The 15415-nt window shown below is 68.8% G+C and carries 13 protein-coding genes; 7 read left to right on the top strand and 6 right to left on the bottom strand.

The features are described from left to right. The first annotated feature begins 41 nt into the window (after window positions 1–41). A complete protein-coding gene (locus tag CA982_RS21670) occupies window positions 42–1691 on the top strand; it encodes a sigma-54-dependent Fis family transcriptional regulator (protein ID WP_086537250.1) in 1650 nt (549 codons plus the stop codon). Window positions 1692–1700: 9 nt separating this feature from the next. Here the strand turns inward: CA982_RS21670 and CA982_RS21675 are convergent, their stop codons facing one another. Continuing rightward, complete coding sequence (locus CA982_RS21675) at window positions 1701–2834, bottom strand: HPP family protein (protein WP_086537251.1); 1134 nt, start codon at window positions 2832–2834, stop codon at window positions 1701–1703. Between the two features lie 223 nt (window positions 2835–3057). On the opposite strand from CA982_RS21675, the gene CA982_RS21680 reads away from it, so the two are divergent. The 3 genes from CA982_RS21680 (at window position 3058) to CA982_RS21690 (ending at window position 6479) form a co-directional block, all read left to right on the top strand. Beyond that, window positions 3058–4572: an aldehyde dehydrogenase family protein gene (locus CA982_RS21680; RefSeq protein ID WP_086537252.1), complete on the top strand. Its 1515-nt coding sequence runs from the start codon at window positions 3058–3060 to the stop codon at window positions 4570–4572. Between the two features lie 41 nt (window positions 4573–4613). Continuing rightward, window positions 4614–5732, top strand: coding sequence for an NDMA-dependent alcohol dehydrogenase (locus tag CA982_RS21685; protein WP_064571951.1), 1119 nt, complete (start codon window positions 4614–4616; stop codon window positions 5730–5732). Window positions 5733–5840: 108 nt separating this feature from the next. Continuing rightward, window positions 5841–6479, top strand: a complete 639-nt coding sequence (locus CA982_RS21690; protein WP_086537253.1) for a Pr6Pr family membrane protein — start codon at window positions 5841–5843, stop codon at window positions 6477–6479. Here the strand turns inward: CA982_RS21690 and CA982_RS21695 are convergent. From CA982_RS21695 to CA982_RS21715, 5 genes are all read right to left on the bottom strand, one after another. Continuing rightward, window positions 6476–7129, bottom strand: a complete 654-nt coding sequence (locus CA982_RS21695; protein ID WP_086537254.1) for a TetR/AcrR family transcriptional regulator — start codon at window positions 7127–7129, stop codon at window positions 6476–6478. The two genes, CA982_RS21690 and CA982_RS21695, sit on opposite strands and share 4 nt — an antisense overlap. A 13-nt stretch (window positions 7130–7142) precedes the next feature. After that, the gene (locus CA982_RS21700; RefSeq protein WP_004020605.1) at window positions 7143–8315 is read right to left on the bottom strand and encodes an acyl-CoA dehydrogenase family protein; all 1173 of its coding nucleotides are present in this window, start codon (window positions 8313–8315) and stop codon (window positions 7143–7145) included. Window positions 8316–8374: 59 nt separating this feature from the next. Next, window positions 8375–9535, bottom strand: coding sequence for an acyl-CoA dehydrogenase family protein (locus tag CA982_RS21705; protein ID WP_086537255.1), 1161 nt, complete (start codon window positions 9533–9535; stop codon window positions 8375–8377). Window positions 9536–9620: 85 nt separating this feature from the next. Continuing rightward, window positions 9621–10421: a TIGR03084 family metal-binding protein gene (locus tag CA982_RS21710; RefSeq protein ID WP_086537281.1), complete on the bottom strand. Its 801-nt coding sequence runs from the start codon at window positions 10419–10421 to the stop codon at window positions 9621–9623. A gap of 638 nt (window positions 10422–11059) precedes the next feature. Then, window positions 11060–11971 (bottom strand): PaaI family thioesterase, encoded by a 912-nt coding sequence (locus CA982_RS21715; protein WP_086537256.1) that lies wholly within the window; start codon window positions 11969–11971, stop codon window positions 11060–11062. Window positions 11972–12074: 103 nt separating this feature from the next. Here CA982_RS21715 and CA982_RS21720 point away from each other — a divergent pair, with 103 nt between their 5' ends. The 3 genes from CA982_RS21720 to CA982_RS21730 all read left to right on the top strand — a co-directional run bounded on the left by CA982_RS21720 (window position 12075) and on the right by CA982_RS21730 (window position 15404). Beyond that, a complete protein-coding gene (locus CA982_RS21720) occupies window positions 12075–12536 on the top strand; it encodes a hypothetical protein (RefSeq protein WP_086537257.1) in 462 nt (153 codons plus the stop codon). A 160-nt stretch (window positions 12537–12696) separates the two neighbouring features. Beyond that, a complete protein-coding gene (fadD1, locus tag CA982_RS21725) occupies window positions 12697–14286 on the top strand; it encodes a fatty-acid--CoA ligase FadD1 (protein WP_086537258.1) in 1590 nt (529 codons plus the stop codon). Then, complete coding sequence (locus CA982_RS21730; protein ID WP_086537259.1) at window positions 14283–15404, top strand: TIGR03857 family LLM class F420-dependent oxidoreductase; 1122 nt, start codon at window positions 14283–14285, stop codon at window positions 15402–15404. Before fadD1 ends, CA982_RS21730 begins: the two co-directional genes overlap by 4 nt. Window positions 15405–15415: the final 11 nt, after the last annotated feature.

Genomic DNA, 15415 nt, shown 5'->3' on the forward strand with positions numbered 1-15415 from the left:
AGAGCGCCGAGCTCGGACCCGACCTTTCCTTCGACGGTGATGTGTGTCACGTTGGTGACATCGACACACTGCACCGCACCTCCGATTCCGCGCCCCGCCGAGCCGTCATCGAACACTCGTGGCGCCGGTCGATGCTGTCGGGGGTACGGCCCGGGGACCGCACCCCGACGCAGGTCGAGGACATCGCCGCCGCCGATCCGCTGCTCGACGCCGCCCGTCCGGTCCTCGACGACGCCGCCGCCCGTCTCGCCGACACCGATGTCTCGCTGCTGCTGGTCGACCACGAGTGCCGGATGGTCACCCGGGTCGCGTTCGGCACGACCGTGGAGCGCAGGCTCGATGCGATCGGCGCGTCACCGGGTGTGCCGTTCGGTGAGGACGTCGTCGGGACCACGGCTCTCGGCACCCCGGCGGAGACCCGGGGCGGGATCGTCGTCAACAGCTCCGAGCACTACCTCGAACAGTTCAAGTCGATCAGCTGCTTCGGACAGCCGATCATCCATCCCGCGACCCGCAGGCTGGCCGGGATCATCTGCATGTCCGAGATCGCCGATCGCATCAATCCGCTGGCGATCCCCGTCGTCAACGGGATCGTCGCCGACATCGCCGACCGTCTGCTCGACCGGTCGCGCGCGCACCAGCGATGCGTCCTGGACGCGTTCCAGCGCGCCGCCCCGCGACGCGACCTGGCTGTCGCGGCCATCGGTGACGACCTCCAGCTCACGAATGCCCTTGCCGCCGAACTGCTCTCCCCCACCGACATCGGCGCCCTGCGGATCGTCGCGACGGATCCGGCGCTCCGCGCGACGGTGCTGCCGCTGACCCTGGTGTCGGGCGCCGAGGTGGAGATCGCGGTCGAGCCCGTGCCCGGCGCCTGCGGCGCCGCCCTGTTCCGGTTCCGGCCGGTCAGCGAGCCGCCCGCGACGCGGTCCGCACCGCCGACGGCGCCGTCCCGCACGAGCGTCGCGATCACCGGGGAGCCGGGCACCGGACGCAGCACCCACGCGGCCGCGCTCGCCGCGGAGGCCGATCCGTCGGCGGTGTTCGTCGACGTGGCCGACGAGATCATCAGCGGACGCCGGCCCGACATCCCGGGTTATGTCGGACGCGCCCGATCGATGAACACCGCCCTGGTCATCGACGGTGTCGACCTTCTCGACGCCCAGTCCGTCGCACTGCTCGGACGCGTGGCGGTGTCGAGCTCGCGGGAGTCACCGCTGATCATCGTCGGCGGCCCTCGAGATCAGGCGAGCCCGGGTGTGGCCGCCCTCGTGGCCAGGTGTGCCACGCGGGTCGATCTCCCCCCGCTGCGTCATCGGGCCTCGGAGCTGGCGGCGATCGCGAGCAGCGCACTGACCGACATCGACCCGGAACTCTCGCTGTCCGGACTGGCGACGGATGCACTGCTGTGCGACGACTGGCCCGGCAATCTCACCGAGCTCAACTCCGTGCTCCGGGAGGCGGCGGCGGCGTGCCGGGCACGCGCCGCACGCGTCGTCGAGCCGATCGACCTCCCACCCGCCTACCGGACGACCAGCCGGGCCGCGCACCTGTCCGGCCGGGAGCAGGCCGAGCGCACGGCCATCGTCGAGGCGCTCGACCGGGCCCGTGGCAACAAGGTGCACGCCGCGAAGGATCTCGGCATCAGCCGGACGACGCTGTATTCGCGGATGCGCGCACTGGACATCTGAGCCGACCGCTCACTCCGGCACCGTGCTGGTAGGCAGCGTGCTGGGCGGAAGCGGGTCCTGCAGCGTCTGCCGAGCGAGCGTCGCGATGAGGTCGGTCCGGGTGACGATGCCGACCAGGGTCTCGCCGTCGAGCACCGGCACCGCGTCGCAACCGCTTTCGGCGAGCAGCGGCAGCAGGGCCCCGACCGGCGTGGTCGGGGTCGCGACCGCCGGGCCCGGCGACATCACGTCCGCGGCGCGCAGTTCGACGTCGTCCGTACGCATGAGTCGGCGCACGAGATGGATCTGGAACACCACCCCGAGGAACGTGCCCTCGCTCGAGATCACCGGCAGCGATGTGAAGCCATACTCGTCGAACAGGGCTGCGACGTCCCGTAGCGACGTCTCGGGTCCCACGGTCACCAGAACGCGGGACATCACGTCCGTCGCGGCGAGCGGACCCGCACGGTGTCCGGCGGCCTGGAGTTCGGCAGCCCCGATCAGGCGCGCGAGGTCGGCGGCACCGAGGTTGAGCGACTGCTCGTACCGGTCGAGGATGCCGGTCAGTTCGTCCTCGTCGAGACCGAGCCGCTCAGCCGGCGGGGGCGCGGCGTCGAACCGGCGATATGGATAGCGCCGCCCGGTCAGCCGTGCATAGCCGGCGGCGAGGACGACCAGCAGCAGCGTGCCCGCGAGTACCGGCGCGAGGACGAACCGGAATCCCAGGGAGTGGATCGTCTCCGGACTGAGCGCGGCTGTCATGGCGACCGCGCCGGCCGGCGGATGGACAGCGTGGCAACCGATCATCAGAGCCACCGAGAGGCCCACCGCGAGCGCCACCCGGAGCGCGGGCTGCGGGATGGCGAGGGTCGTCGCCACACCCACGACGGCCGACACCACGTTGCCGACGGTTGCGGGCCACGGCTGGGCCAGCGGACTGTTCGGCGCGGCGAAGACGAGCACGGCGGTCGCCCCGAACGGCGCGATCAGGAAGAGCCCGAGCCGCAGGTCCACCCCCGACGCGGCGAGCACCAGGCCGACGAGTCCGAGCGCGACTCCGGCACCCGTCCCCGCCCGGATCGCCTCCCGCACCGAGGGACCCCCGCTCACCGGGCCGAGACCACGTAGGGCGGCGCCGACCCGGCCCGCTGGGCGCACGTTCACTCTGCTCCTCCGGAGATCCCGACTCGGTACCCGACTGACTCGTCGGCGTCCCACGGTAGCCACGCGGGCGCAGCCACTCGTCGGGACCCCTGTACAGCCCAGGTGTTCAGTTTCTGGACACGGCGGCACCTCGGAACGGTGAGAGAAATAAGTCAGGTCGCATATGACCCAGATCACTTCGCAGACCACAGCACCGCCGACCCCGTCCCGACCAGGAGGCCACATGACCGCCGTCGCACCCGACACCACCCACCACACCGCCCTGCATCAGCGGGTGCGCGATTTCATCTCCGCCGACCGTCCCATGCTGATCGGCGGCGAATGGGTGTCGTCGGCCTCGGGCCGCACCTTCGAGACCATCGATCCCGCCACGGCACGTCCGATCACCTCCGTCGCCCACGGCGACGCGACCGACATCGACCGGGCGGTCCGTGCCGCGCGCCAGGCATTCGACGACGGCCCGTGGACACGGATGAAGCCCAACGAGCGCGAACGCCTGCTCTGGCGGGTCGGCGACATCCTCACCGAGCGCGCCGAGGAGTTCGGCCAGCTCGAGGCGCTCGACAACGGCAAGGCGGCCACCATCGCCGCTGCGGTCGACACCCAGTGGTCGGCCGACATCTTCCGCTACAACGCGGGCCTCGCCACCAAGATCACCGGGTCGACGGTCGACGTCTCGATGCCGTTCGTGCCCGGCGGCGAGTTCCACGCGTACACCCTGCGCGAGCCGGTCGGCGTCTGCGGCCTGATCGTGCCGTGGAACTTCCCGCTCCTGATGGCCTCGTTCAAGCTGGCACCGGCGCTGGCGGCCGGCAACACCGTCATCCTCAAGCCGGCCGAGCAGACCCCACTGACGGCCCTGCTCCTCGGCGAGGTGTTCCACGAGGCCGGCTTCCCGCCGGGTGTGGTCAACATCGTCACCGGTTACGGCGAGGCCGGAGCCGCGCTCGCCGCGCACGACGACGTCGACAAGATCGCCTTCACCGGTTCGACCGAGGTCGGCAAGAAGATCGTCGACGCCGCGAAGGGCAATCTCAAGAAGGTGTCGCTGGAGCTCGGCGGGAAGAGCCCCAACATCGTGTTCGCCGACGCGGACTTCGAGAAGGCGGTGGCCGGGTCGGTGGCCGCCTGGATGTTCAACCACGGCCAGTGCTGTGTCGCCGGGACCCGGCTCTTCGTCGAGCGGCCGATCTTCGACGACTTCACCGCGGCCGTCGCCGAGGCGGCCTCGCAGGCCAAGATCGGACCCGGCCTCGACCCGTCGACCGAACTCGGACCGCTGGTCAGCCAGGAACAGTTCGATCGCGTCTCGGGATATCTGTCGGCGGGCCTCGCCGACGGCGCACGGGCGCTGACGGGCGGAAAGCGTTGGGGCGACGAGGGATTCTTCATCGAACCGACCGTCTTCGTCGACGTCGAGCCGAGCTTCTCGATCGTGCAGGAGGAGATCTTCGGTCCCGTCGTCGCCGCCATGCCGTTCGATGCGGACACCGGTGTCGCGGCCGCGGCCAACGACTCCATCTACGGTCTCGCAGCAGGCATCTGGACCACGGATCTGTCCAAGGCGCATCGGACCGCCCGACAGATCAAGGCCGGCTCGGTCTGGGTGAACCAGTACAACGGCTTCGACACCGCGATGCCCTTCGGCGGTTACAAGCAGTCGGGCTGGGGACGCGAACTCGGCTCGTCGGCCATCGAGCTCTACACCCAGACCAAGGCCGTCAACATCTCGCTCTGACCCCATCTCCGCCCCCCCGTACACGTAAGGAGCACGACAACATGTCTCTCACCACCAAGGCCGCCGTCCTCACCGGACCCGGAAAGCCGTTCGAGATCGTCGAACTCGACCTCGACGAGCCCCGCGAAGGCGAGGTGCTGATCAAGTACACCGCGGCCGGCCTGTGCCATTCCGATCTTCACCTGACCGACGGCGACCTCCCGCCCCGCTATCCCATCGTGGGCGGCCACGAGGGTTCGGGGATCATCGAGGCGGTCGGCCCGGGTGTCACCAAGGTCAAGCCCGGCGACCACGTGGTCTGCAGCTTCATCCCGAACTGCGGCACCTGCCGCTACTGCTCCACCGGCCGGCAGAACCTCTGCGACATGGGCGCCACCATCCTGGAGGGATCGATGCCCGACGGCACATTCCGATTCCACGGCGGCGGTGACGATTTCGGGGCCATGTGCATGCTCGGCACCTTCGCCGAGCGGGCGACGATCTCGCAGCACTCGGTCGTCAAGGTCGACGAGTGGCTGCCGCTCGACAAGGCGGTACTCGTCGGTTGCGGCGTGCCCTCCGGTTGGGGCACGTCGGTGTATGCCGGCGGTGTCCGCGCCGGCGACACGGTGGTGATCTACGGTATCGGCGGGCTGGGCATCAACGCGGTCCAGGGTGCGGTGTCGGCGGGCGCCAAGTACGTCGTGGTCGTCGATCCGGTCGCACTCAAGCGCGACACGGCCCTGAAATTCGGTGCGACACATGCCTTCGCCGACGCCGCCGAGGCCGCGGAGAAGGTCAACGAGCTGACCTGGGGCCAGGGCGCCGACCAGGCCCTGATCCTCGTCGGCACGGTCGACGCGGAGGTCGTGGCGAACGCGACCGCCGTCGTGGGCAAGGGCGGGACGGTCGTGATCACCGGTCTCGCCGATCCGACGAAGCTGACCGTTCAGGTCTCCGGAACCGACCTGACCCTGAACCAGAAGACGATCAAGGGCAGCCTGTTCGGTTCGGCCAATCCGCAGTACGACATCGTCAAACTGCTGCGCCTGTACGACGCCGGGCAGCTCAAGCTCGACGAACTGGTCACGCAGACCTACACCCTCGACCAGGTCAACGACGGGTACCAGGATCTGCGGGACGGCAAGAACATCCGCGGGGTCATCATCCACGCGGAGTGAGTACCCGGTCGGTTCGCCCGAGGTGCCGTCTCCCTCGGGCGAACCGACCACCCATGTCGACCGGTGGGGTTCCGGTGACCGCGGGGCCGAGGTGCTTGAATCGTCGATGTGACCGCAACCTGGTGGATACGTCTGCTCCGCGTCGCCTTTGCCGCCCTGGGCGTCAGCGCCCTGGTGTATCAGGCAGTCCTCCGCTACGGCGACGCCGGTTTCACCCTCGCGAACTTCTTCAGCTATTTCACGGTGCTGAGCAACATCTTCGCCGCGCTCGTCCTGCTTGCCGGCGGCCTTGTCGCGTCCGGCACGCCGAGGTGGGAGTGGCTTCGCGGGGCGGCCACCACCTGCATGGTCATCACCGGGATCGTCTACGCACTGCTGCTGCAGGGAATCGACGTCGATGTCACCTACGCCTGGGTCGACGACGTGCTCCATCGCGTCATCCCGCTGGTGATGCTCCTGGACTGGGTCACGGTGCGCGCCCGGCGACTCCCCGAGCGGGCGTGGCTGACCTGGCTCGCGATCCCGTTCGTGTACGGCGTCTACACGTTGATCCGCGGGCCGATCGTGGACTGGTATCCCTACCCGTTCATCGATCCGGGTGGCCAGGGCTATCTGTCGATGACGCTCTCACTCGTCGTCGTTTTCGTCGGCATGGCCTTCATGTCGTTCGGTGTGTACTGGGCCGGCACCCGCGGTCGGCGGTCCGATGCAGCCGGCCCCGAACACGCTCCCGCCGAACGCTCTTAGTCCGTGCCCGGCCGATCCGCGGGCGCGCTCTCGAACGCCGCGACGAGCTGCGCCGACCAGGTGTCGACGACCAGCGCGCGCCGGGCGGCGTCATCGGACAACGTGTCCGCCAGGCCGAGTCCGCGCGCCATGTCCAGAGTCGCCTGCACCAGCCGGTAACCGGTCTCGTCGTCCGGGGCCACCCCCATCGCGGCCATCGTCCGCTGATGGGCCGCGCGGGCGAACTTCGCCTCGAGTGGCAGGATGAGCCGGCGTAGTGCCGGGTCGGACGCGGCGGCGGCCCAGACCTGGAGTGCTGCCTTGAATTCGGTGCCGGTGTAGACGTCGACGGCCCGCTGGACGGCCCGGATGACCCGGTCCGGGGTCACTTCGTCGGCTGCCTCCGGCGATGCGTGCGGATCGCCGACGGCAGCGCGGGTCATGTCCTCGAAGACCTGCTCGAGTGCCGCGGTGATCAGGGCTTCGCGCGTCGGGAAGTGATGTTGCGCCGCACCGCGGGACACCCCGGCACGTTCGGCGACCGCGGCCACGGTGGCGGCCGCCCAACCGTCTGCGGCCAGTGCGTCGACCGTCGACCGCAACAGGCGCTCGCGGGTCAGTCGCGAGCGTTCCTGCTGCGGTGAACGGATATTCGCCGACGACGCGGTCATCAGACCTCAGACCTCAGTAGGATTTCGGCAGCCCGAGGCTGGTCTGCGCGACGAAGTTGAGGATCATCTCCCGGCTCACCGGCGCGATCCGGGCGATCCGGGCGAGGCTCAGCATCGGCGCCAGTCCGTACTCGGTGGTCAGACCGTTGCCGCCCAGGGAGTGCACGGCCTGGTCGACGACCTTCACGCAGGCCTCCGCGGCCGCGTACTTGGCCATGTTGGCCGGTTCCGCGGCACCCCAGTCGTCGCCGGCGTCATACAGGGTCGCGGCCTTCTGCATCATCAGCTTGGCCATCTCGAGCTCGACCTTGCCCTGCGCGAGCGGATGCGCGATCGCCTGGTGCGCACCGATCGGCGTCTTCCACACCGTGCGTTCCTTCACGTACGACACCGCCTTGTCGAGCGCGAAGCGGCCCATCCCGACGGCGGAGGCCGCGGCCATGATCCGCTCCGGGTTGAGTCCCGCGAACAGCTGACTGAGTGCGGCATCCTCCGAGCCGACGAGCGCGTCGGCCGGCAGCCGCACATCATCGAGGAAGAGCTGGAACTGCTTCTCGGGATTCTGCAGTTCCATGTCGATCATGGTGTACGAGAAGTTCTCTGAATCGGTGGGCACGATGAAGAGAGCCGGTTTGAGATTGCCGGTCTTGGCGTCTTCGGTGCGGGCGACGATCAGTACCGCCTGCGCCTGGTCGACGCCGGAGATGTAGACCTTCTGGCCGGTGAGCAGCCAGTCCGAACCGTCCCGGCGGGCCGTTGTGGTGATCTGGTGCGAATTGGAACCGGCGTCGGGTTCGGTGATACCGAAGGCCATCGTGATGGACCCGTCAGCGAGACCCGGCAACCAGCGCTGCTTCTGCTCGTCGGTGCCGAAACGGGCGATGACGTTGCCGCAGATGGCCGGTGAGACGACGAGCATCAGCAGTCCGGTGCCCGACGCGGCGATCTCCTCCATCACGATCGCGAGCTCGTACATCCCCGCACCGCCGCCGCCGTACTCCTCGGGGAGATTGACCCCGATGAAGCCGAGTTTGCCTGCTTCGGACCACAACTCGTCGGTCTTGCGGCCGGTGCGCGCGCATTCGCGGAAGTATTCCTGTCCGTACTTCGCGGCCAGCCCGGCGACCGCCGCGCGCAACTCGGCGCGTTCGGTGGTCTCCACGAACGGATTGGTGTCCACGGTCATCTCGATACTCCCTGTTCAGTCGTCGATGTGGTTCGTCGGCGGATGTGCCCGGCGGCGGGTCAGGCCTGATAGCCGAGTCGTTTGGCGGCCAGTCCGTTGAGGATCTCGGTCGTGCCGCCGCCGATTCCGATGATGCGCATGTCGCGGTACTGCCGCTCGACCTCGGTGCCGGTCATGTAACCGAGGCCCCCGTGCAGCTGAACGGCCTTGTTGGCCACCCATTCCCCGGCCTCGACCGCGGTGTTCTTGGCGAAGCACACCTCGGCGATGAGATCGTCGGTGGAGGTGACCTTGCGTTCCACCAGGGCCCGCGTGTAGGTCCGCGCGATGTCGATGCGCCGGGCCATCTCGATCAGTGTGTCCTGCACCGATTGCCGGGCGATGATCGGTTTGCCGAACGTCTCCCGATCGCGCGCCCACTGCAGGGTGAGGTCGAGGCACCGTTGTGCGCTGGCGTAGGCCTGCACCGCGAGACCGGACCGTTCGGTGACGAAAGCGGTGGCGATCTGCGCGAATCCGGAGTTCTCGGGTCCGACGAGGTTGGTGACCGGCACCCAGGCGTCGACGAAGGACAGTTCGGCGGTGTCGGAACTACGCCAACCCATCTTGTCGAGCTTGCGGGTGACGGAGAATCCGGGCGTGTCCTTCTCGACGACCAGCAGCGAGACGCCACCGGCTCCCGGCCCCCCGGTGCGAACCGCGACGACGACGAAGTCGGCACGGACCGCGGAGGTGATGTAGGTCTTGGATCCGTTGACGACGTAGTGGTCCCCGTCGCGCTCGGCCTTGGTCGTCAGGTGGCCGACATCGCTGCCCCCGCCGGGTTCGGTGATCGCCAGGCTGCCGATCTTCTCGCCCGCCAGTGTGGGCCGTACCCAGCGATCGATCTGATCCGGGTCACCGGCCGCGATCAGGTGCGGCAGGGCGATGCCGTGGGTGAACAACGACGCGAAGACGCCGCCGGCCGCGCCGGCGTAGTGCAGTTCTTCGCCGAGGATCGTGCTGTCGATCAGATCGCCGCCGGAGCCGCCCACCTCCTCGGGAACCCCGAGTCCGAACAGGCCCAGTGCGGCCGCCTCGACGTGCAGTTCACGCGGGATCGCCCCGTCCCGCTCCCAGTCGTCCTGGAACGGGAGGATGTGCTTGTCAACGAATCGCCGCACGGTGGAACGCAATTCGAGACGTTCCGGTGTCTCCCAGATCGGGCTGGCGATGGGCATCGTGTTCTCCTGTCGGGACTGCGTGCGATCGGGTGATCCGCCGGCGATCGGTGTCGCCGGTGGGCATCGACGGGTTCGGGCCGTCTCAGTTCTGGCGAGGTTGGCGACCCGGACCGGGCGGGCCTGCGAAACACTGTGCGATGCCGGACCATTCGGCCGCGTCGGCGCCGGTGAGGTCGAGATCGAGGTCGGCGAGTGCGCGTCGCTGGGTCACCAGGAGGCAGAAGTCGAGTGCCGACCCACGCACGCTGTTCGACGCGTCGGCCGGCCCCCAGGTCCACAGTTCGCCCGACGGCGCGGTCAGCGCATAGTGGAACGGTTCGGTGGGCGGGGTACGACCGTTGACCAGGTAGGCGAAATCGCGCGTGCGCACGCCGATGTGGGCGACGCCGCGGATCCGGTCGGTGGGCGGAAGGGAGACGCCGAGACCGTCCGCGACGTCGAGACCGTGCGCCCAGGTCTCCATGAGTCGCGCGGTGGCCATGGATGCCGCGGACATCGGCGGGCCGAACCACGGGACCTTGACGCCGGCCGGAACCTCCCGAAGGGCATCGGCGAGACGCTCGCGCACGGCTCGCCACCCGGCGAGGATCTCCCCGACCGGTGCGGCCGCGCCGGCCTCGGCCGCGTCGTCGACGTAGGTCGCCACACTGTTCGCCGCCTCGCCGAGCAGCTCGCCGAACCGGTCGGGATCGGTGGCCGCGATCGCGGCGACCTCATCGGTCCACGCCAGATGTGCGATCTGGTGGGCGACGGTCCAACCCGGCGCGGGTGTCGGGGTGGCCCAGCCCGCGTCATCGAGACCCGCGACGAGTGCGTCGAGCTGCGCGGATTCGGCCTCGAGGTCGGCGACGACGCCGAGCACGGCCGCTTGTCCATCAGACATGCGATCACCCTCACACAGGTCCACAGAAGAATCAAGCACGCTTGATTGTTTTCCTCGCAGGTACCGCCGCCGGTTGAGTCGGCACCCGACTGCTCGTCGCTCGACGCCCCCACCGCTGGTTGAGCCGGCACCCGACTGCTCGTCGCCGACGGCCCACCGCTGGTTGAGCCGGCACCGAGCGCAGCGAGGCGCCGAGTCGAAGCCACCCGGCGACCTCTACACCAGAAAGCGACCTCGACGGACGCGGCGGCCTCGGTCCGCTCGGTCGACACCGGTCAGCCAGCAGGAACACACCGCGGCGGCAGTCTGCCCGGCGGACGGCACCTTCGACGCAGCTTCCCGTGATCCACGAGCCCCGACCTATCGGCGAAGCCCCGAGACCATCCGCTGCTACAGCGATACGGAAAACTCGTCCATCTCAGCATGATCAAAGGGCAATATGCCCTTCGACCATGCTGAGGTGGACGAACTCTTCACCGACCCCCACCGCTGGTTGAGCCGGCACCGACCGCAGCGAGGCGCCGAGTCGAAGCCACCTGGCGACCCGAGCACCAGAAGTGACCTCGACGGACGCGGCGGCCTCGCTTCGCTCGGTCGGCGCTGCTCGGCCAGCAGATACGGCCCCGGGCCGCGGGTCGTCAGCGGTAGTGGATGTCGACCGTTGCCCGGCTCAGCAGAACGTCGTCGTAGGAGGTCATCGTCGCCTCGAACGACGAGACACGACGGCCGAGCTTGATCGGCGTCACCTCGACCACCACTTCGCTCCCGTCGACAGCAGGTGAGCGGTAGAAGCCGATCGCCATGTCCCCGATGGAGTACTCCTGCCCGGCACCGGCATGGAGATGCCCGGCGAACGATGCCGCCTGACCGGCGATGGTGGCGATGACGCCGCCGTGCATGGTGCCGAACATGTTGCCCATCCAGGGTTCGGTGGCGCTACGGAAGCGGATACCGGACTCGCGGTCGGAGGCACCGTCGATCACCTCGACGCGGCCGTTGAGCATGTCGGTGAGCGGACCGGGTTCCCGCATCTTCGACGCGATCTCGTCGACCACGGCGCGCCCGGACAGCACAGCCGGTATCGGCTCGGGCAGGACGGATTCATCCGCGTCGGCGCACCGTGGTGTCGGCAAGCCCAGCTCGGCCGCCGGCGTGGCACCGGTCGGCGCACGACCGACGCGGACGTTTCGCGCAGTCCCGACACAGCACAGGTCCCCGGCTCCGGTGCGGATCTCGACCGATGTCGAGCCCCACGCGTCGTCGTACATGACCACCTCGGCGCGTGCCGCGAGGAGGTCTCCGATGTCTGCGCGCCCGTGGGTCGACATGGTCAAGCGCGCCTGCAGGGTCGCCGCGGCGGGGTCGTCGTGGACGCCATGGAACGGGATACCGCCGCAGTGATCGAACAGCACGGCGAGAGCCGGCAGCTCGATCAGTCCCCGATGATCGGCGAAGCGCGTGCACAGTCGCTGCGAGGCACTCACGCCCGACTCCGACACCGAGATGTCGCCGAGGTGGAATGCGGACAGTGGATCATGCGGCTCGCTCATGAAATCCCTTGTATCAGCGGAGTGCAGCCGATCTCACGTTGGAGAGTCCAATCTCACTCCCGTACTCTGGGTCCGTACGTGTCCAAAGTGACGGGAGAGACAGATGCGACGCAGGACTGTGGCAACAATCGGGGCGATTGCGGCAGTGGGAGCGTTCGGCGCGGGAGCAGGCACCGCCTTGGCGGCCCCCGCGGAACGACCCCTCAGCGTGGATCAGATCCCCAATGCCGGCGTCACCGTCGGCTCCAACGGCGTCACCGGCGGATTCGTGGCGAGCATCCTGGCCTCCGCCACCGAGCCGGGCGTCACACTGATCTCGCTCAACACGACTCCCACCGAGGCCTGCGCCACCAACCTCAAGGACGCACGAGTCGGGATCACGTGGAAGAACACCTCGACCGGCTCATCCGGGGACGAGGTCTTCGCCGCGTGCACCGCCGGACGTCCGGCGGACGGCGTCGCCGTCACCACCGGGAACGGGTCGATCGAGTTCACGACGACGATCCTCGGCAAGGGCGATCAGACCTTCACGGTCGTACCGGGCAGCGGATCGTTCACGCGCTGACCCCCGGACGCCCGTCGCCTCGAGTCGGTGACGGCCCGGCCCTGACCGACCGAACCCGGATCCGCTCTTCCGTGCCCGGGGTCAGCAGCCCCGACCGCACCGAGTAGACAATTCTGCAAATCTGTACACACGTGGGGTGAACACGTTCTAGATTTGCCGCATGGCCGAGACAGTCACCCAGCTCCTGCAGGCACGTGCCGACGACGACAACCTCGCGATCACCTACGAGGGCCGGCAGTGGACATGGCGCGAGTACATACGCGACGCCGAGCGTGCGGCGTCGGCGATCCTCGGTGTCGCCGACACCCAGCGCCCGCTGCATGTGGGCGCCCTGCTCGGAAACACCCCGGACATGCTCATCGCGCTGGCCGCCGGCGCACTGGGTGGGTATGTGACGGCGGGGATCAACAACACCCGCCGCGGTGAGGGCCTCGCCGCCGACATCGTGCGCGCCGACTGCCAGATCCTGCTCACCGACGCCGAGCATCGCCCCCTCCTCGACGGCCTGGAGCTACCCGGGGTGACGGTGCTGGACACCTCCACTCAGCAGTGGGTGGACATGCTCTCGGGCGCAGGCGAACTCACTCCCCATTCGGTGCCCGGGGCGATGGACACGTTCATGCTCATCTTCACCTCGGGGACGAGCGGCAATCCCAAGCCCGTCCAGTTCGCACATCTGATGATCCCGTTCGCCGGCCCGGTACTGGCCGACAAGTACGACATCGGCCCCGGCGACGTGTGTTACCTGTCGATGCCCCTGTTCCACAGCGCCGCACTCATGGGCGGTTACTGCGTCGCACTGTGCGGCGGTGCCGCGATCGCACCGGCCAGGTTCTCGGCGTCGACCTTCCTCGCCGACATCCGCCGCTACAACGCGACGTACATGAACTACGTCGGCAAGCCCCTCGCCTACATCCTGGCGACCGAGGAGAAGCCAGACGACGCCGACAACCCCCTCCGGGTGGCGTTCGGCAACGAGGCCACCGACCGCGACATCGACGACTTCTCCCGACGTTTCGGCTGCACCGTGTGGGACGGATTCGGCTCGACGGAACTCGCGATCATCATCACCCGCGAGCCCGGCACCCCGCACGGGTCGATCGGCCGGGGTTTCCCGAACGTCGCCGTGTACAACTCCTCGACGCTGACCGAGTGCCCGCGCGCCGAGTTCGACGACAACGGTGCGCTTCTCAATGCCGACGACGCGATCGGCGAGCTGGTGAACATCGAGGGTGGCGGCATGTTCATGGGTTACTACAACGACTCCGATGCCACGAACGAGCGGCTCCGCAACGGGATGTACTGGTCGGGCGATCTGGCCTACAAGGACGCCGACGACTGGATCTACCTGGCCGGACGGACGGGTGACTGGATGCGCGTCGACGGGGAGAACCTCGCCGCCGGACCGATCGAACGCGTACTGCTCCGCGTTCCGGAGATCAATCGCGTTGCCGTCTACGCCGTTCCGGACGACCATGTCGGCGACGCGGTGATGGCTGCCGTGGTACTACAGGACGGCGTCGAGCTCACGCCGGAGTCCTTCGCCGAACAGCTTGCCGCGCAACCTGACCTGTCACCGAAGGCCTGGCCGACCTATGTGCGGCTCGAGGACGACCTCCCGACGACCGCGACGAACAAGATCCTCAAACGCACCCTCAAAGCCGAGGGGGCCACGCCCGGATCGGGCCGCCTCTGGGTGCGCGAGCCCCGGACCCGCGTGTACCGGCAAGCGGTCGCCGCACAAGCATGACGCCGACCGCGACCACCGCACCGCTCCCGGATTCGACCACACAGCAGACACTTCCGGAGATCGGTTACTACGCCCTCTCCCGCCATCCGGTCGATCCGGCCGAGCTCGCCGACGAGGCGCGACTCGCCGACCGCGAGGGTTTCGGCGCCGCTTTCGTCTCCGAACGCTTCAACGTGAAGGACGCCGCCGTGCTCGCGGGCGGTCTGGCGGCAGCGAGCCGCCGCATGGGCATCGCCACCGCCGCGACCAATCACAACACGCGTCATCCCATCATCACCGCGTCCATGGGCGCCACACTGTCGACGATGACAGGTGGGCGGTTCGCACTCGGCCTCGGCCGCGGATTCGCCGCGCAGTGGCAGGTTCTCGGCGTTCCCGATGTCACGAGTGCCCAACTCTCCGACGCCGCTTCGGTGCTGCGCACCCTGTGGCGCGGCGAGATGATCCTGGGGCACGACGGGCCACTCGGCACCTTCGACTACCTCAATCTCGGCGTGCCCGTACCACCGGTCCCCATCCTGCTCGTGACCATGTCGCCGAACACCTTGCGTCTCGCCGGTCGGATCGCCGACGGCGTGGTCCTGCACACCTTTTTCTCCGACGCGGCGACCTCGGCCGCGGTCGACACGGTGCGGGCGGCGGCCGACGACGCCGGCCGGGATCCGGCCTCGGTGCGCATCTGGTCCGTGTTGGCCACCGTGCCCGACCAACTCGACGAGGATGATCGCCTGCGGCGCCTGTACGGCCGCCTCGCGACCTACCTCCAGGGATATCCGGATGTCCTGATGCGCGCCAACGCATGGCACCAGGACGACCTCGACAGGATCAGGGCGAGTTCGGCTTTCGCCGATGCCCGCGGTCCGATCGACGCGACCGCAACCGCCGACGAACTCGCCCGCCTCGCCGAGGTCATCCCGTCGTCCTGGGTCGCCGACAGCGCGGTGGGTGACGCCGAGCGCTGCGCAGCGGCCGTGGCCCGACAGTTCGATCTCGGTGTCGACTCGGTCATCATGCACGGCGCCGCACCGTCGGAACTGCTGCCCGTGCTGCGCGCGTACCGGTCGATCCGGCCCGCTGTACGCCCACTCCCGGTCAACCCGGGTTCGGTTGCGGGGTAGACCTCGGCGCG

The organism is Gordonia lacunae (genome assembly GCF_002149015.1).
Classification (GTDB): Bacteria; Actinomycetota; Actinomycetes; order Mycobacteriales; family Mycobacteriaceae; genus Gordonia; species Gordonia lacunae.